Raw genomic sequence first — 16,452 nt, 5'->3', positions numbered from 1 at the left:
GTTTTTATAAGCGGACTTTTCAGCAGATTAGCCGTTATGAAATGAGGTGTTCTGATGCAGTTGAGCGATGACTTTCCTAAAGGGTTCAAATACCTGCCGGGCTATTTCTCTCTTGAGGAGCAGAAAGAGCTTGTGGAAACACTCAGATACCTCGTGAAGGAAGCCCCCTTCTTCACTCCAGTGATGCCACGTACTGGGAAGCCGTTTTCTGTTCGTATGACAAACCTAGGCACTTTAGGATGGGTTTCTGATCGCAATGGCTATCGGTATCAACCTCAGCATCCTGAGAGCGGTCAGCCCTGGCCGAAGATACCTGAAGTCTTGCTGAGCTTGTGGAGGCAGGTGGGTGAGCGTGAGGTGGCACCAGAGGCGTGCCTCGTTAATTACTACGCTGCAACCGCAAAAATGGGCATGCATCAGGACCGGGATGAAAAGACGTTTAAAGCGCCGGTTGTTTCCGTCAGTCTTGGAGATGCTGCTGTGTTCCGCCTTGGTGGCGTAAAGCGTGGTGGGCCGACACAGTCACTGAAGTTGAATTCAGGAGATGTGGTGGTTTTGGGTGGAGAGTCGCGGCTTTGCCATCACGGAATTGACCGCATACTGGGTGGAAGTTCGAGCCTACTCAAAGACGGAGGCAGGTTAAACCTGACACTCCGCCGTGTCTCGCCGTTCTAGTTGGTAGATTAGGCTTCTTCCAGTGCGCCTGCCATGAAGAAGGCTTTGATTCCGTTTGATACGAAACGAATGGTACCTTCCACGATTTGGTCCTGATCCAATTCTTCGTCGTAGGGGCCTTTTGAGGCACCGGTGACAACATACAGCGCTTCAAGCGTGGCACTATGCATTAGCATCATGAGGAGCTGTGCACGAGGACCTGTCGGAATATCGCTCTCTGTGGCCTTGGCCAGTGCCTTGGTGATGCGCAGGATGATCTTAGGTGGCTCCCAAGAGTGCATGATCTTCTGGCCGGATTCAGGATCTGAGAAGACTTGCCGGATGAGGACCACGAACGGGACCAGCTTGCCTGTGTCTCTGGAGATACCCTGAACAATCAGAGGCTCCATAAAGGCTCGTGTGATTTCCTCTACATCTGGTTGGCGACCGCCAACTTCCAGAGCATCAAGGCGCTGCATGCGCATGTCGTCGATTTCACGGAGACGACGCATGAAAACAGCTCTGACGAGGTCTTCTTTACTGCCAAAATGATAGTTTACGGCAGCAACATTTGCGTCTGCTTTTTCAGTGATCATTCTCACTGAAGTTTCCGCAAGACCATGTTCAGCGAGCAAGCGTTCAGCGGCATCAAGTAACCGTTCACGGGTCCCCAGTTCAGAACTGTCTGGCACAGCGGCACCTCCAGGAAGATAGTTTTACAAATGCTTCGAGAGTTCCCCTAAGACTCTGAGTAGTCCCTTAGAAATCTCAAATACTTCTTTCAAGCTATCTTGCTTTTAGCACGTTTTACTGGGTTACAACCCGCCTACAATTCATATCATCAATTGCAATGACTATATAAATCTTAGATAAAATTATGCAGTAACTTAGTATGATCTAATTATTTCTAGATTATTGAGGAAATAGCCGGCTAACCAATAAAAAACGGGAGCGTAACAACTCCCGTTTTTCATAGTATCAACTCAGAAATTCTTAGAGATGGATGCCATAGGCAATTGCTGAGAGGGCAAGCGCAATGACCCAGAGCGCTATGCGACCGGAGCGGCTGTGCTTTGCCTCTGACTTGCCAATGGCGTCAGCTGTTGCCTCATCAAATCTCAGGCCATTGTTGGCCATCGACTCAAGCTGATTGGAAAACTTGCTCGCGCGATCTGCAATAATTGGCAGGTCACTGGCCAGACGTCCCAGAACAGTCACGCCGGTTGCGAGATCCGAAATGCGCCCCATTGGACCCAGATTGCGCTGGATCCAGCTGGTGACCACAGGGTCAGCTGTGTTCCACATATCCAGATGCGGGTTCAGCGAACGGGCAACGCCTTCTGCCAGAACCATGTTTTTCTGCAGTAAGATAAGCTGAGGCTGAGTGTGCATATTGAACATCTCAGTCACTTCAAACAGTTGGGTCAGCAGACGCGCCATGGAGATCTCACTGGCATCATGTCCGTGGATCGGCTCACCAATTGCCCGGATCGCCTGAGCGAAGATATCAACATCCTGGTCAGCCGGCACATAACCTGCTTCAAAGTGAACTTCAGCCACTCTGAGATAGTTGCGGGTGATGAAACCGTAGAGGATCTCAGCAAGGAAGCGGCGCTCTGAGAGGCCAAGGCGTCCGGTGATGCCCAGATCCACTGCGACTAGCGTTCCATCAGGTTCTACGAACAGGTTGCCCTGGTGCATATCCGCGTGGAAGAAACCATCGCGCACTGCGTGGCGCAGGAAGGTCTGGATGACCTTGTTGCCAAGCTCAGCGAGATCGTGACCGGCTTCTTCGATGCCTTCCAGGTTGGAGAGCTTTACGCCGTCAACCCACTCCATGGTGAGCACGGAGCGAGAGGTGCGTGGCCAATCTACGCTTGGAACGCGGAAATCTGTATCGTCCTTGCTGTTTTCACCCATTTCGGAAAGGGCTGCAGCTTCCATGCGCAGGTCCATTTCCAAAATAACAGCACGCTCATAGGTCTCAACAGTCGCAAGCGGACGGAGACGGCGACTTGCCGGACTGAAACGTTCTGCAAGACGTGCAGCAAGGTAGAAGCTTTTCAGATCACGTTTGAAACCGCGCTCTACGCCGGGGCGCAGGACTTTAACCGCGACTTTCTCCAGCTCACCATCACGATTTCTGAAGTACGCTGGGTGCACCTGAGCGATAGACGCTGCTGCAACCGGCTCACCAAACTCTTCGAAATGATCTTCAACGGTTTTGCCGAGCTGCTCTTCTACCGTTTTACGCGCATATTCGGTGAGGAATGGCGGTACATTGTCTTGCAGAGCAGAAAGTTCTTTAGCGGCTTCCTTACCTACTACATCCGGACGTGTTGCGAGGAACTGGCCCAGTTTGATGTAAGAAGGGCCGAGGCGGTTCAATGCATCGGTCAGGCGGGCAGCTGCATCTTTCTTCTCAATTCCACGGCGCTCAACCATACGAGCCATGCCGATGGCAAGGCGCGGTCCGGGAGGCAGGTCCGGTAGAGAGACAAGTCCAAACACACCTTCGCGGGCCATGACATAACCCGCGAAAATCAGACGCATAAATGGCACAATATTAGCGATCATAACTGGTTAGATTTTCCAGCCGGAGTGAAGTGCAGCGATACCGCCGGTGTAGTTTCGATAGGTGACACGCTCAAAACCTGCATCACGTATCATCTGCGCAAAACGTTCCTGATTTGGAAACTTGCGGATAGATTCTACGAGATAGCTGTAGGGGTCGCCATCACCTGTCACTGCCTGCCCGATTTTTGGAATGGCATGGAAGGAAAACAGGTCATAGACCTTATCCAGCGCAGGCACATCTACTTGAGAGAACTCAAGGCACATGAAGCGACCGCCACGCTTGAGTACGCGGTGAGCTTCTTTCAGCGCTTTGTCGATTTGCGGGACGTTACGGATACCGAAAGCGATTGTATAAGCATCGAAATGCTTGTCCGGGAAAGGCAGCTCTTCTGCGTTGCCCTGAATGAACTCGATGTTTTCAGAAAGACCAGCTGCGCTTGCACGGTCTTTGCCGACGCCCAGCATGGAGCCATTGATATCGCAGACGGTTGATTTGATAGTCCGGTTGGAACGCTCAACTACGCGTGTTGCAATGTCTCCAGTACCGCCAGCCACATCCAGATGTCGCCATTCACGGGCGCCATTCTTTGGTGGGTTCATGCTGGAAACCATCGCGTCTTTCCAGAGACGATGCAGTCCACCAGACATAAGGTCGTTCATCAGGTCATAGCGGGATGCCACTTTGTGGAAAACATCATCCACCAGATCCTGCTTTTCACCTTCGCGAACTGTGCGAAACCCGAAGCTTGTTGCCATTTCAGTCGGGTCTGTTACGGATGCCTGCTCAGGGGTTGAGAACTCACGCGCCATAATCAAATCACTCCATTTCGCGGGCGAACATAGTACAGCTTGTTACAAAGCGCTATTCTAGAACGCAATCTTTGCCCAGCAGCAAACCACTGTACCAACGGATATCTTATGCCTGAATTACCGGAGGTTGAAACAGTCCGCCGCGGACTAGCTCCTTTTTTTGACAATGCAACAATTTGCAGAGTTGAACAACGCCGACCTGATCTTCGCTTCCCATTCGGCGATGATTTTGTAGCACGATTGGAAAATCGTCAGGTCGTTTCCTTCAGCCGCCGTGCCAAGTATCTGCTGCTTGATCTGGATAGCGGCGACGTTCTGGTGATGCATCTTGGCATGTCCGGATCGTTTCGATGGATCGAGACTGAAGATGCAGAACCCACGCAAGCCGTTGAAATGTATCATGCAAAAGGCAAGCATCCGCAGCATGATCATGTAATCTTTCATGTTCGCCCTGCTGATCGCGAGACGATTGTGAAGATCATTTACAACGATCCGCGACGCTTTGGGTTCATGGTTCTCATTCCACGCAGTGAGTTGGCGACGCACCCTATGTTTGTCGATATGGGCATTGAGCCGCTCGGCAATGAGCTGGACGGAGCTTATCTTGCCAAGTTGTTTGAGAACCGGAAAACATCGCTGAAAGCGGCGTTGCTCAATCAGAAGTTCATCGCAGGGTTGGGTAACATTTATGTGTGTGAAGCACTCTGGAGAACGGGGTTAAGTCCTTTCAACAGCGCATCCACACTTGCGGGTAAGTCCGGCAAACCGCTCAAGAAGGCAGATGAGCTTTCCAATCACATTCGGGAAGTGCTGCAGGAGGCGATTGAATCCGGAGGTTCTTCCTTGAAGGATCACAGGCAAGCGGATGGATCTCTCGGGTACTTCCAGCACAACTTTTCGGTCTACGATCGTGAAGGGGAAGCCTGTCGAACGCCGAAGTGTTCAGGCATTATTGAACGCAAGGTTCAGAACGGGCGCTCAACCTTCTTCTGCCCTAAGTGCCAGAAATAATTATGCGAGCTGATATGTCACGCTTGAGGGAATTGCATTCCCTTGAGCAACTGTCTAGGACACAGGCATAATATTTAAGAAGCGAGTGATGAGAAAAGGATAGCCCTATGAAAATCGGTGTAGTTGGTGTTGGCGCGGTTGGAAGTACTGCTGCTTATGCCATGGCCATAAACGGTGTGGGCAACGAAATCGTTCTCGTCGATTACAACCCAAAACTCGCCATTGCTCAGGCAGAAGACATTCTTCACGCGACCCCATTCGCACGCCCTATGAGCATTATCGGTGGTGATTATAGCGACCTGAAAGATGCGGCCGTTGTTGTGATTGCAGCTGGCGTGAACCAGCAGCCGGGAGAGACCCGCATTGAGCTGCTGGCGCGAAACGCAGGTGTGTTTGCAAGCGTTATTCCGGAAGTGCTGAAGTACGCACCAAACGCGATCCTAATAATTGCGACCAATCCGGTTGATATCATGACTCAGGTTGCGACCGAGATCTCCGGCCTGCCACGCAACCGCGTTATTGGGTCCGGTACCATTTTGGATACAGCGCGCTTCCGTACGCTGCTGGGCAAGCATCTGGGAATTACGCCGACATCCGTGCATGCGGACGTTCTTGGTGAGCATGGCGACAGTGAAGTGCTGGTGTGGTCTGGCGCGAAGGCTGGTAACACGCCGCTGTTTACGTTTGCAGAACAGATCAACAAGCCAATCACACAGGAAGTGCGTGAGCGCATTGATCATGGTGTTCGTTACGCGGCTTACTCCATCATCGAAGGCAAAGGCGCGACCAACTACGGTATTGGCTCCGGCCTCTCCCGCATTGTGAAAGCCATCCTGACCAACGAGCACGCTGTGATCAGTCTTTCTATCGTCAATGAAGAGATTGTGGGCGTGAAGGATACAGCTCTTTCTGTACCACGCGTGCTGGGTGCTGATGGCATTGAAGCGACGCTCTTCCCGAGTCTGGATGAAGTGGAGCGCAGCCAGTTGCAGGCCTCCGCAGTTGCGCTGGAAACAGCTGCAAAAGAAGTGCTTTCCAAGCACCTGAAATAAGGAAGGTCCCGCAAAAGCATAATTTCGGCAGTTTTATTAGGCTTTTGCGGAATTTTCTTATTCCCACCTTGGCAAATTCCTGTTTTTCACCTATGCCACAGACCTAGTTTCTGATGCACAAGCGCATACAATCGCCAAGTTAGCTATTGGATTAGGTTTTTGCGCGTGTTTGTGCACTACTTGCAGCGCGGAGAGTATTGATGACACAGGCGGACATCGGCCTTGTAGGGCTGGGCGTCATGGGAGCTAATCTGGCTCTTAATATCGCAGACAATGGCTATAAGGTAGCGGTATTCAACCGTACTGCAGAGGGAACCCAGGCTTTCATGGAAAAGGCTGGTCACCTCAAGGATATGTTCATTCCATGCTACAGCACTGAAGAGCTGGTAGCGAACATCAAAGCCCCTCGTCCTATCATTCTGATGGTACCGGCTGGCGCACCTGTTGATCAGCAGATTTCTGTTCTGAAAGATCACCTGAAAGACGGTGACATCCTGATCGACGCAGGTAACAGCGACTTCCACGACAGCAACCGCCGCTACAAAGAACTGGCTGATACGCCATTCACCTTTGTTGGCATGGGCGTTTCGGGTGGTGCAGAAGGCGCTCGCTTTGGTCCTTCCATCATGGTTGGTGCTTCTGAAACCGCATATGCGCGCATTGAGCCGATCCTGAAAGCAATCTCAGCGAAGCACAATGATGAGCCTTGCGTTGCTCTGATGGGCCCAGAAGGTGCTGGTCACTTCGTAAAGACCCTGCACAACGGCATTGAATATGCTGACATGCAGATGATCGCCGAAGTGCACGAAGTGATGACCTCTACCTTAGGCCTGAGCATTCAGGAACAGGCAGAGATCTTCTCCAAGTGGAACGAAGGCCCTCTGGCGTCTTACCTCATCGAAATCACCGCGAATGTGATGGGTGTGGTTGACGAAGAGAGCGGCAAGCCAATTCTTGACGTAATTCTGGATACTGCTGGCCAGAAAGGCACTGGTCGTTGGTCTGCTGTTGAAGCGCACATGTTGGGTGTTCCTGCAACCGGTATTGATGCAGCTGTTGCTGCTCGTTGCCTTTCTTCTGCACGCGAACTACGCCAAGAAATTGCTGATATCTACCCGCAGTCAGATGCAATTCTGACTTGGGAAGAAAAGCAGGAAGGCATTGCAGCGTGTGAACGTGCGTTGATTGCTGGTAAGATTTCTGCTTACGCAGAAGGCTTTGCTGTACTAGCTGCAGGCGGCAAGGAAAACGGCTGGGATCTGCCGATGGGCGATATCGCTCGCATCTGGCGTCAGGGCTGCATTATCCGTTCTCGGTTCCTTGATGAGATTGCACAAGCGTACGATGAGAATCCTGAACTGAAGTCTCTGTATCTGGCCCCTGCAATTATCGAACGCATGAAAGATGCAGTTCCAGGTCTGCGCGATGTTCTGAGCCTGTGCGTCACAAACGGAGTTCCAACACCTGCTCTTTCAGCAGCTCTTGCTTCCTTCGATATGATCCGCCAGAAGCGCACTGCTGCCTATGTTATTCAGGGTCAGCGCGACTTCTTCGGTCAGCATGGCTTTGAGCGTACCGACAAAGAAGGCTCCGGCTTCCATGGCCCATGGCCTGCAGGTGGTGCGTAAGCCCTAAACAACTTAGGCATGCTAGTTATTAACTAGGCTGTGCTATGCCTGATTGAAATTTATCGCAGAAACTGGCAGGACCGCATGTGTGGCCCTGCCCGTCCTTTAAAAGGCTGGCATGTAGTTGCTACAAACCGAGCCTTTACTAATCCCGGGAACTAGACGTGACTGCCAATTCACCCAACGGAGCTGAGATTTACCGCCGTCTCATTAAAGCGATTGAGAGCCGTGAACTGAAACCCGGCAGTCGCCTGCGGGAAGCTGAACTGGCAGAGAAATTTGGCGTAAGCCGTACCCCTATCCGCGAGGGCCTGAAGCGCCTTGAGGCCCAGGGACTTGCTGTTCACGAGCCAAACCGCGGTATGGTTATTCCTAGTCTGGACCATAACCAGATCAGCGAACTTTACTATCTTCGTGAAGTCTTGGAAGGCACTGCGGGCCGCCTGGCTGCGCAGCATGCTTCCACGGCTGAGATAGAGATTCTGCAGGAGATGGTTGAGTCTGACATGCAGAACCTTGCTGACGCCGAGCGTCTGATCAAGACCAACCGTGAGTTCCACCGGCGTTTCTATCTTGCCTCACACAACCGCTATCTGGTTGAGCAGATCGATCATATGCGTTTGTCCCTGCTGCTGCTTGCAGGCACAACCCTGACGGATGATGATCGTCGGCGGTTGGCGATTGAAGAGCATGCTGAGATCGTGGATGCAATTTCCAAGCGTGACTGTGACCGTGCTGACAAAGCTGCCCGCCATCACATTGCGGAGGCACATAAGGCTCGCTTGAAGTTCTTCACTCAGCTGACCTGATCCACCCCAAAATTTGGTGTTTTGGAGCGCGTTCTGCCATCAGAGCGCGCTTTTTGTTTAAGTGAGTCGGTATAAGTACCTAGAAAACCAGCCCAAATAAGCTTCACTTTTATTAGTCTGAGATATCACATAAGTTTCATATGAACATAGTAGATGTTCATATGAACAGCATATTTGCGGATTGAAGCAGACTTTGTGATGGAAACAACGCTCACTATCAGACAGTCAGAAATTATTTCTCTCGTGCGATCCAGCGGTTTCGCGAGCGTAGACTCGTTGTCCGACCAGTTTGCCGTCACCACCCAAACGATCCGCCGGGACATCAACCGGTTGAGTGAACTGGGGCTTTTAAGGCGTGTGCATGGCGGTGTGGAAGTTCCTGCCAATCGGGGGAACATCACCTACAAAGCCAGGAAGATCCTCAATCTGGAAGCCAAAAATGCAATCGCGCATTCTGTTGCTGAGTACATCGGTGACGGCGCAACGCTTGCATTCTCCATCGGCACGACCCCAGAGATTGTTGCAGAAGCGCTTGAGACCCATGAGGGGCTGAAGGTCTTCACCAACAACATGAACGTTGCCATTGCGGCTCTTCGGAACACCTCGAGTGAGGTGACGATTGCTGGCGGGCGGTTGCGGCATGGGGATCTGGACGTTCTTGGTTCCAGTGCAGAAGGCTTTTTCAGGAGCTACAAATTCGACATCGGCATCTTTGGCGTTGCTGGCGTGGATAGTGACGGGACGCTTCTGGACTTCAATGAGGATGAAGCAGCAGCACGTCAGGCTATTTTAGCAAACTGTCGCCAGTCGTTCCTCGTTCTGGACCATTCCAAGTTTGGCCGCCTCGCCCACGTGCGTGCGGGTTTCCTGAGTGATGTCACCCGGATCTTCTGCGAAGAGACGCCACCTGCTTCAATCCTTTCAATAATTGAGAAGTCATCTGCAGAACTCGTTATCTGCAAACAGGAGCCACCTCTATGAGCAGCCTGCACCATCCAGCTCGCCTTGAACTTACGAACCTGACCAAGTCATGGGGCGATACAACGGCAGTCAACAACGTGAACCTGTCAGTGGAAGGTGGAAGCTTTACAGTTCTTTTGGGGCCCAGTGGATGCGGCAAGTCCACGACGTTGCGCTTGATTGCCGGGTTGGAAGAGGCAACTTCCGGGCAAATCATTATTGGCGGGAGAGATGTGACTTATCACTCTCCCGCCCAGCGCGACATTTCCATGGTGTTCCAGAACTATGCGCTCTTTCCGCACATCTCTGTTGCTGAGAACATTCTGTTTGGCCTGAAGGTGCGCAAGGTTGGCAGAGCGGAGCGGGATGAACGGCTAAAGAATGCAGCTGATCTTCTGGGTATCTCTCAATTGCTAGACCGGAAACCATCGCAATTGTCAGGCGGTCAGCAGCAGCGTGTGGCTCTTGGGCGTGCCATCGTCTCACAAAAACCTGTTTGTCTGATGGATGAGCCGCTTTCTAACCTTGATGCCAAGCTTCGTCAGGAGATGCGTGTTGAGCTGCGCGCTTTGCAGCAGCAACTTGGCCTGACAATGGTTTACGTAACCCACGACCAGACCGAGGCCATCACCATGGCAGATCAGGTGGTGCTGATGAACAAGGGGGAAGTTGAACAGGTGGCAACACCGAAGGTGATTTATGAGCGACCAGCCAGCGTGTTTACAGCACGCTTTATCGGAACGCCGCCCATGAACATCGTTGAGCTGGATAAGGTTCGTGCGGTGACGCCAGAGACTGCTCAATCCTTGCTGCCTGAAGCGCCAGAAGGTTGCCTGCTGGGTCTACGGCCAGAGGACATCAGATTAACTGGTGAAAACGGAGTTCCGGCTCAAGTTGTGAGCCTTGAATACATGGGAGCGGATACGCTGGCGAGTTGCTCAGTCGGCGGTGAAAAGCTGCTTGTGCGTGTGAAGGGCAGCACCGAGTTGAAACCGGGCCAGAATATTGGACTGGCTTGGGATGAAGAAATTCCTGCAAGTTTTCAGAGAGATACCGGCAAGCGTCGGGAAGAATTCAAGCCGGTCGAGGTGCAATTCGAGCCGGCTTGAAAAACGCGCATCAGCGCATTGGAGTGCCCCAAAAACTAGGGCAATTTGAGGATATAAACCTATGAAATCCATTTTCAAGTCTTTAGGTCTGGCAGCTTCTGCCGCTGCTCTATCCCTTGGTACTGCGATCAGCGCTCATGCGGTTGATCTGCAATTTTATTTCCCTGTAGCTGTTGGCGGTAAAGCTGCTCAAACCATTGAAGAGCTGACTGCGGAGTACGCAGCTGCAAATCCTGATGTGAACATTGATGCGGTTTATGCCGGTTCTTATCAGGACACTGTTTCCAAAGCGCTGACTGCTGCACGTGGCGGCAACCCTCCGCAGCTCTCTGTGATCCTGTCAGTCGACATGTTCACCCTGATCGATGAAGACGTCATCATTGCATTTGACGAGATCGCCAACACCGAAGAAGACAAGAAGTGGCTGAACAGCTTCTATCCTGCCTTCATGGAGAACTCTCAGACTGGTGGCAAGACTTACGGCATTCCGTTCCAGCGCTCCACTCCAGTTCTGTACTGGAACAAGGAAGCATTCAAGGCTGCTGGTCTGGATCCAGAAAAAGCACCTGCAACATGGGAAGAAATGGTTTCCATGGGCCAGAAGCTTGTCAAGAAAGATGCATCTGGCAACGTGACCCAGTGGGGCGTGCGTATTCCGTCTTCAGGCTTCCCATACTGGCTGTTCCAGGGGCTGACCACCGAGAACGACGTTATTCTGGCAAACTCTGACGGCAACAAAACTAACTTCGACGATCCGAAGGTTGTTGAAGCCCTTCAGTACCTTGTCGACCTTTCCGGCAAACATGGTGTGATGGCTCCTGGTATCATCGAATGGGGTGCAACACCGAAAGCCTTCTTCGAAGGCAACACCGCGATGATGTGGACCTCTACTGGCAACCTGACCAACGTGCGTAACAACGCTCCGTTCGACTTCGGCGTTGCCATGCTGCCAGCGAACAAGCGCCGTGGAGCACCTACCGGTGGCGGTAACTTCTACATCTTCAAAGACTCCAGCGATGAGCAGAAGAAAGCATCCGTGGACTTCGTGAAGTGGATCACTGCTCCAAAACAGGCAGCAAAATGGTCCATGGCTACCGGATACGTTGCTCCGTCTCCTGCTGCCTGGGAAACCGATGAGATGAAGGCCTACGCAGCTGACTTCCCACCAGCACTGGTTGCTCGTGAGCAGTTGAAGCATGCTGTTGCTGAACTTTCAACCTACCAGAACCAGCGCGTTACCCGCGTGTTCAACGACGCTTTGCATGCTGCAATCACCGGTAAGAAAACACCGGAAGAAGCTCTGAAGGGTGCACAAGCTGAAGCAGACCGTATTCTTTCCGAATATCGCTAAGCTCTTTTGATTTCTCGTGATCCAGCGAGGCGCAGCTGTTTTGTGCCTCGCTCCAGCATTTTCCAAGAGGTTGCCAGATGACCAGACGTATGCAGTGGATTTACGCATGGCTGTTGCTCACTCCAGCAATGGTTATGTTGTTCGCGTTTACCCACTTCCCGGCCATCACCACCATCATCAATAGTTTCTTCTCCACTCCGCGGGGGCGCAGGCCAGCCAAGTTTGTTGGATTGCGGAACTATGAAGAGTTGATGGCGGACCCAATCTTCTGGAAAGTGCTGGTCAATAACCTTTGGTATGCGATGGCAACCATTCCCGCGTCCATTGGAATCTCGTTGCTTATGGCTATCTGGGTGAATGACAAGCTTAAGGGGCGCAGCCTTGTTCGCATGTCATTCTTTGCACCCACGGTTTTGCCGTTGATTGCAGTGGCGAACATCTGGCTGTTTTTCTACACGCCGGGCTTTGGCCTGATCGATCAGATCCGAATGGGCGTCTTTGGGCTTCCGGAAAATTCCTGGCTGGGCCAGCAGGAAACCGTGCTGATCTGTATGATGGTGGTGACCATCTGGAAGGAAGCAGGGTTCTTCATGATCTTCTATCTCGCAGCACTTCAGGCCATTCCACCCTCCTATAAAGAAGCTGCTGATATTGAAGGGGCAAGTCGCTGGACGTTCTTCTGGAAGATCACGTGGCCTCTGCTCATGCCAACAACTTTGTTCGTATCTATCAACGCTGTTATTAACTCCTTCCGATTGGTGGATCACATCTTCACCATGACGGGCGGCGGGCCAGATAATGCCTCGTCTTTGCTGCTCTTTTATATTTACGAGGTGGCCTTCAAGTTCTGGCAGACCTCTTACGCCGCCACGCTAACCGTCGTGATGCTGGCTCTTCTCTCGATCATCGCGATCGGCCAATTCTTCTTCATGGATCGTCGGGTGCATTACAGATGAGTGACTTATCTATTTCTAAAACAGTTGAAGCTGCTCCTCCGCGCCAGTTTGATTTTGATCGAGCGCTCAACACGTTCGGCGCCTGGACGCTCGCGATCTTGTGGGCCTTGCCTTTGCTTTACGCGATCTGGACGGCCTTCCATCCAGCAGCTTATGAGGCCAACTTTGAGCTGTTTGCTCCGCTTACTCTGGAGAACTTCACCAAGGCGTGGTCAGCTGCCCCGTTTGCTCAGTACTTCCTGAACACGACCATGCTGGTGACGCTTATTCTGGTTGCTCAGTTCGTGCTCTGCACATTGGCAGCCTATGCCTTTGCACGCTTTGAGTTTCCAGGGTCCAACATCCTGTTCACACTTGTGCTTTTGCAGCTGCTGGTGATGCCGGACATCCTAATCGTCGAGAACTACAAGATGATCCGGAACCTTGGCCTGATAGACACCATTGTGGCGATTGGCCTGCCATACATGGCATCCGGCTTTGGGATCTTCCTTTTGCGGCAGACGTTTAAGACCATTCCTCGAGAGCTGGATGAAGCCGCTCGAGTGGAGGGTGCTGGTCCACTACTGGTTCTCTGGAAGGTATATGTGCCGCTGGCAATCCCGACCTACCTTGCTTACGGGCTTGTTTCTGTCAGCCACCACTGGAACAATTTCCTATGGCCGTTGATCATCACGAACTCCGTTGAGACGCGGCCAGTGACTGTTGGGCTCTCAATATTTGCAGCAGTGGATGGTGGTGTGGAATGGAGCGTGATCAATGCAGCAACGCTGATGACGTCTGGCCCGCTGCTCATCGCTTTCCTGCTGTTTCAAAGACAATTTGTGCAGAGCTTCATGCGTGCGGGGATTAAGTAGGGAATTAGTAATTCCTACCCTTCAAATTTGATTGAAATAGGTGACCTTCGAGGAGGTTCACGACAGTTTTTTGAGGGGAATAGATGAGACTTGTCGCGATAACAGCCAGTATTCTTGCAGTATTACTCGGAGTATCCGGATGCGCTGTCGTTTCAGTAGGTGGCGCTGCCGTGTCTGTTGCATCGACAGCAGTCACAACAACTGCGAAGGTTGGGACAAGTGTCGTAGGAGGAATGGTTGATCTTGCTATTCCCGACGATAACGAAGATGACGATGAATAGCCCTATTACTTCAATAGGATAGATTGTTGTTGAAGATTATTCTACGGTAACGATCTGATTACTCGCCAAAACCACACCGATCGCGCGGTGTAGCTCATTCATCTGGTCTTCATCCAGAACTTCGACGAGCTCATCGCGCGTTTCTGCATCCAATTGTTCGAGAGTAAACTGCTCAGCCGGAAGCTCGACCAGAGGCTCTGCGCTTGCAGAAACTGGCAGAATTGCGCCATCCAGACGCTCAGCTTTGACACGAGCATCTTCTAAAATGACGTGCACAAGACCACGGCGGTCATCGGGAAGATTAACCTCAGCAACAATCGCGTTGACAGTATCGCGGTCTCCGAGCAGCAAGACTGGCGGCTTGGACGTCGCAGAATTGGTCATGGACAGGGCAGTGAGCAACGCGCCCAAAAGCACTACTAGAAAATACGGCATATACTAGATTCTTACGGTCGAAACGTTAGTTCAAGCTCAGGTTATACAAGACAGAAGTATGAAGTAATAACCGCTCGAACTGGTTCATTTCTTTATATTCTTCCAATGTCTTACGCGCTAGTGCAGGATCATCCGTGATAATTCCGTCTACGCCCATGGATATGTAGCGGAGCATGGTAGACGGATTGTTAACCGTCCAAACAAAAACCTGCTTATCGGTCTCTTGTGTTCTTCTGATGAAGTTCAAAGAGGCGGAAGCGGAGGAGACGGCTACGAAGTTTCCTTTGAGTTCGGAGAAATTGCCGATAGATGTGGCGGTAAGAAGGCCGATGTTCCAGTTTGGCTCAATTTTTCGCATTCTGGTGAGGGCTGGGCGGCCTAACGACATGATTGCTATGTCGTTTTCCATGTTTGCTTCTGTGACGATGCGCGCGACCTCGTTTTCGAGATTTTCGTTGCGGCTGCGGGGATAATATTTGAGTTCAATGAGGAGAGTTGCCTTTCCCTTCACGAGCTCAAGAGCCTCACGGAGCGTTGGAACGCGCTCACCCTGGAACTCCATATCGAACCATCCGCCCACATCGAGAGACTGGATTTCCTCCAGTGTCAGATCCCAGGGGCTGGCTGGGTTGCTGATCAGGCGCATGAAGTCGCTGTCGTGGGCGATGACCACGAAGCCATCTGCAGTCTCCTGAACGTCGACCTCCACCCAGTCAGCTTTGTCTTCCAGCGCTCGTTCAATGGCCGCTATGGTGTTTTCCGGGGCGTGAGAGGAAGCGCCGCGGTGGGCGATGATCAGGACATCCTTCTGCGGCAGGTCAGCGGAGACCCAATAGGTTCCCGTCAACACCACAATGGTTCCGACAACACCAATCAGCGCAGCAAGGCGCAGAGGCGTCAGTGGGTTAGCCCATTTACTCTCCAGCTTTGGTGTGTGCGGGACCTCAGAGAATGTGTGCCCTTTTCCATCAGCTACAAACAAAGCTGCCTTGAAAAGCAACGCCATACTGCCAGACATGACCGCACTGATAAGCGTGTTGCCGACCAACAGAAGCACGACAAGGCTTCCCAAGATCGCCGCCAGTGTCTCAGGAGACTGCTCTCCAAAGGAGATGGCATAGGAGCCAACAAGTTCCAGAGAGATCAGGAACAGCGCATGGATGGCGATATCGATCAGCAACCAAAGAGAAACTGCACCTGCAAAGACCGGACGAAGGCCACGTGAAAGGAAGCGAGCTCGTGCAAAAGCAGAGCCGACAGGATGATCTCTCAGCACCACCAGCGGCAAAGACAAACCCCAGACGAGGATTGCATAGAGTGGCATAACTATAACCAGAGCTACGCCAATTCCTATGAAGAAGGCAGCCATCCAGAACTCAACGGGTTGAAACTGGAGGTAATAGTTGATGTCGTGCTCTTGCAAAAAGATCAGCACGCTCAAGGCGATAATGGCCAGTCCGGGAACCATGGCCATCACCAGTCGCTGCGTCAGTCGCCATGTAAACATGCCAAGACGCGGGAACATGCTGAGTGTTGAGAACAGAGCATAACGTGCAGCTGGGAACGCGCTTTCCTGCCTATCTAACACTGCCAGCATGGCCACCTGCTCCAGCAGAGCCATGGCAATGAAGACCACGACAAAGACGAAAGCGCCGAACAGGCCTATGGGTGACAGGAAGAAGGAAGCGATTTCAAAGTCAGCCAGAACCGCATTGCCTGACAGGCCAATAACGAAGTTACCGAGACCAGCGACGATGGGTGTGATTGCAACCGCGCCGATGAAAACAAAGGCGTAGTGGACCAGCAGCAAACGGAACGCGTTTGCTTTCCAACCATGGAATATCAATTGTGCAAGCGTGTGTAATCGCGCCGCCATAGCCTGTTCTTATCGTTGTTGGTGCAGACAGACTGACTGATTAATGCCAATTTCCTGAAATGTACCTGAAGAAGGTTCCGTAAGAGCGT

At 51.9% G+C, this 16,452-nt stretch carries 15 protein-coding genes; 10 read left to right on the top strand and 5 right to left on the bottom strand.

Annotation, left to right across the window (positions count from 1 at the left end):
* The first annotated feature begins 54 nt into the window (after positions 1 to 54).
* A complete protein-coding gene (locus PSE_RS02345) occupies positions 55 to 675 on the top strand; it encodes an alpha-ketoglutarate-dependent dioxygenase AlkB (RefSeq protein ID WP_014283404.1) in 621 nt (206 codons plus the stop codon).
* 8 nt (positions 676 to 683) lie between these two features.
* On the opposite strand, the gene PSE_RS02340 is transcribed toward PSE_RS02345, so the two are convergent.
* From PSE_RS02340 to ubiE, 3 genes are all read right to left on the bottom strand, one after another.
* Entirely contained in the window at positions 684 to 1,346 is a 663-nt protein-coding gene (locus PSE_RS02340; protein WP_014283403.1) for a TetR/AcrR family transcriptional regulator, read from the bottom strand.
* A 301-nt stretch (positions 1,347 to 1,647) separates the two neighbouring features.
* A complete protein-coding gene (ubiB, locus tag PSE_RS02335; protein WP_008548250.1) occupies positions 1,648 to 3,231 on the bottom strand; it encodes a 2-polyprenylphenol 6-hydroxylase in 1,584 nt (527 codons plus the stop codon).
* A 6-nt stretch (positions 3,232 to 3,237) separates the two neighbouring features.
* Positions 3,238 to 4,041, bottom strand: a complete 804-nt coding sequence (gene ubiE / locus PSE_RS02330) for a bifunctional demethylmenaquinone methyltransferase/2-methoxy-6-polyprenyl-1,4-benzoquinol methylase UbiE (RefSeq protein WP_014283402.1) — start codon at positions 4,039 to 4,041, stop codon at positions 3,238 to 3,240.
* A gap of 108 nt (positions 4,042 to 4,149) precedes the next feature.
* Here ubiE and mutM point away from each other — a divergent pair, with 108 nt between their 5' ends.
* From mutM to PSE_RS02285, 9 genes are all read left to right on the top strand, one after another.
* Positions 4,150 to 5,052: a bifunctional DNA-formamidopyrimidine glycosylase/DNA-(apurinic or apyrimidinic site) lyase gene (gene mutM, locus PSE_RS02325; RefSeq protein WP_014283401.1), complete on the top strand. Its 903-nt coding sequence runs from the start codon at positions 4,150 to 4,152 to the stop codon at positions 5,050 to 5,052.
* 107 nt (positions 5,053 to 5,159) lie between these two features.
* Positions 5,160 to 6,104 carry an L-lactate dehydrogenase gene (locus PSE_RS02320; RefSeq protein ID WP_008548488.1) on the top strand — a complete coding sequence of 315 codons (945 nt, stop codon included), beginning with the start codon at positions 5,160 to 5,162 and terminating at the stop codon, positions 6,102 to 6,104.
* A 200-nt stretch (positions 6,105 to 6,304) separates the two neighbouring features.
* Positions 6,305 to 7,732 (top strand): NADP-dependent phosphogluconate dehydrogenase, encoded by a 1,428-nt coding sequence (gene gndA, locus PSE_RS02315; protein WP_008548725.1) that lies wholly within the window; start codon positions 6,305 to 6,307, stop codon positions 7,730 to 7,732.
* Between the two features lie 164 nt (positions 7,733 to 7,896).
* Positions 7,897 to 8,541, top strand: a complete 645-nt coding sequence (locus PSE_RS02310; RefSeq protein ID WP_008548547.1) for a GntR family transcriptional regulator — start codon at positions 7,897 to 7,899, stop codon at positions 8,539 to 8,541.
* A gap of 198 nt (positions 8,542 to 8,739) precedes the next feature.
* The gene (locus PSE_RS02305) at positions 8,740 to 9,522 is read left to right on the top strand and encodes a DeoR/GlpR family DNA-binding transcription regulator (protein ID WP_208982213.1); all 783 of its coding nucleotides are present in this window, start codon (positions 8,740 to 8,742) and stop codon (positions 9,520 to 9,522) included.
* Entirely contained in the window at positions 9,519 to 10,610 is a 1,092-nt protein-coding gene (locus tag PSE_RS02300; RefSeq protein ID WP_014283400.1) for an ABC transporter ATP-binding protein, read from the top strand. Before PSE_RS02305 ends, PSE_RS02300 begins: the two co-directional genes overlap by 4 nt.
* Positions 10,611 to 10,671: 61 nt before the next feature.
* The gene (locus PSE_RS02295; protein ID WP_014283399.1) at positions 10,672 to 11,961 is read left to right on the top strand and encodes an ABC transporter substrate-binding protein; all 1,290 of its coding nucleotides are present in this window, start codon (positions 10,672 to 10,674) and stop codon (positions 11,959 to 11,961) included.
* A gap of 77 nt (positions 11,962 to 12,038) precedes the next feature.
* Positions 12,039 to 12,917, top strand: a complete 879-nt coding sequence (locus PSE_RS02290; protein WP_041767847.1) for a carbohydrate ABC transporter permease — start codon at positions 12,039 to 12,041, stop codon at positions 12,915 to 12,917.
* Positions 12,914 to 13,771, top strand: a complete 858-nt coding sequence (locus tag PSE_RS02285) for a carbohydrate ABC transporter permease (RefSeq protein ID WP_014283397.1) — start codon at positions 12,914 to 12,916, stop codon at positions 13,769 to 13,771. The genes PSE_RS02290 and PSE_RS02285 overlap by 4 nt, the downstream gene beginning before the upstream one ends.
* 317 nt (positions 13,772 to 14,088) lie before the next feature.
* Here PSE_RS02285 and PSE_RS02275 read toward each other — a convergent pair whose 3' ends face one another.
* Together PSE_RS02275 and PSE_RS02270 are read right to left on the bottom strand one after the other, a co-directional pair.
* A complete protein-coding gene (locus tag PSE_RS02275) occupies positions 14,089 to 14,487 on the bottom strand; it encodes a hypothetical protein (protein ID WP_041767842.1) in 399 nt (132 codons plus the stop codon).
* A 25-nt stretch (positions 14,488 to 14,512) separates the two neighbouring features.
* The gene (locus PSE_RS02270; RefSeq protein ID WP_041767840.1) at positions 14,513 to 16,363 is read right to left on the bottom strand and encodes a glycerophosphodiester phosphodiesterase; all 1,851 of its coding nucleotides are present in this window, start codon (positions 16,361 to 16,363) and stop codon (positions 14,513 to 14,515) included.
* Positions 16,364 to 16,452: the final 89 nt, after the last annotated feature.

The organism is Pseudovibrio sp. FO-BEG1, assembly GCF_000236645.1.
In the GTDB taxonomy this organism is placed as follows: Bacteria; Pseudomonadota; Alphaproteobacteria; order Rhizobiales; family Stappiaceae; genus Pseudovibrio.
This window is presented reverse-complemented; position numbering and strand designations above follow the sequence as displayed.

What these genes read in the sequence shown, in the direction of transcription:
- gndA (WP_008548725.1), top strand. Translation starts at nt 6,305, where the DNA reads ATGACACAGGCGGACATCGGCCTTGTAGGGCTGGGCGTCATGGGAGCT.
- ubiB (WP_008548250.1), bottom strand. Translation starts at nt 3,231, where the DNA reads ATGATCGCTAATATTGTGCCATTTATGCGTCTGATTTTCGCGGGTTAT.
- PSE_RS02345 (WP_014283404.1), top strand. Translation starts at nt 55, where the DNA reads ATGCAGTTGAGCGATGACTTTCCTAAAGGGTTCAAATACCTGCCGGGC.
- mutM (WP_014283401.1), top strand. Translation starts at nt 4,150, where the DNA reads ATGCCTGAATTACCGGAGGTTGAAACAGTCCGCCGCGGACTAGCTCCT.
- PSE_RS02305 (WP_208982213.1), top strand. Translation starts at nt 8,740, where the DNA reads ATGGAAACAACGCTCACTATCAGACAGTCAGAAATTATTTCTCTCGTG.
- PSE_RS02300 (WP_014283400.1), top strand. Translation starts at nt 9,519, where the DNA reads ATGAGCAGCCTGCACCATCCAGCTCGCCTTGAACTTACGAACCTGACC.
- PSE_RS02275 (WP_041767842.1), bottom strand. Translation starts at nt 14,487, where the DNA reads ATGCCGTATTTTCTAGTAGTGCTTTTGGGCGCGTTGCTCACTGCCCTG.
- PSE_RS02270 (WP_041767840.1), bottom strand. Translation starts at nt 16,363, where the DNA reads ATGGCGGCGCGATTACACACGCTTGCACAATTGATATTCCATGGTTGG.
- ubiE (WP_014283402.1), bottom strand. Translation starts at nt 4,041, where the DNA reads ATGGCGCGTGAGTTCTCAACCCCTGAGCAGGCATCCGTAACAGACCCG.
- PSE_RS02290 (WP_041767847.1), top strand. Translation starts at nt 12,039, where the DNA reads ATGACCAGACGTATGCAGTGGATTTACGCATGGCTGTTGCTCACTCCA.
- PSE_RS02285 (WP_014283397.1), top strand. Translation starts at nt 12,914, where the DNA reads ATGAGTGACTTATCTATTTCTAAAACAGTTGAAGCTGCTCCTCCGCGC.
- PSE_RS02295 (WP_014283399.1), top strand. Translation starts at nt 10,672, where the DNA reads ATGAAATCCATTTTCAAGTCTTTAGGTCTGGCAGCTTCTGCCGCTGCT.
- PSE_RS02320 (WP_008548488.1), top strand. Translation starts at nt 5,160, where the DNA reads ATGAAAATCGGTGTAGTTGGTGTTGGCGCGGTTGGAAGTACTGCTGCT.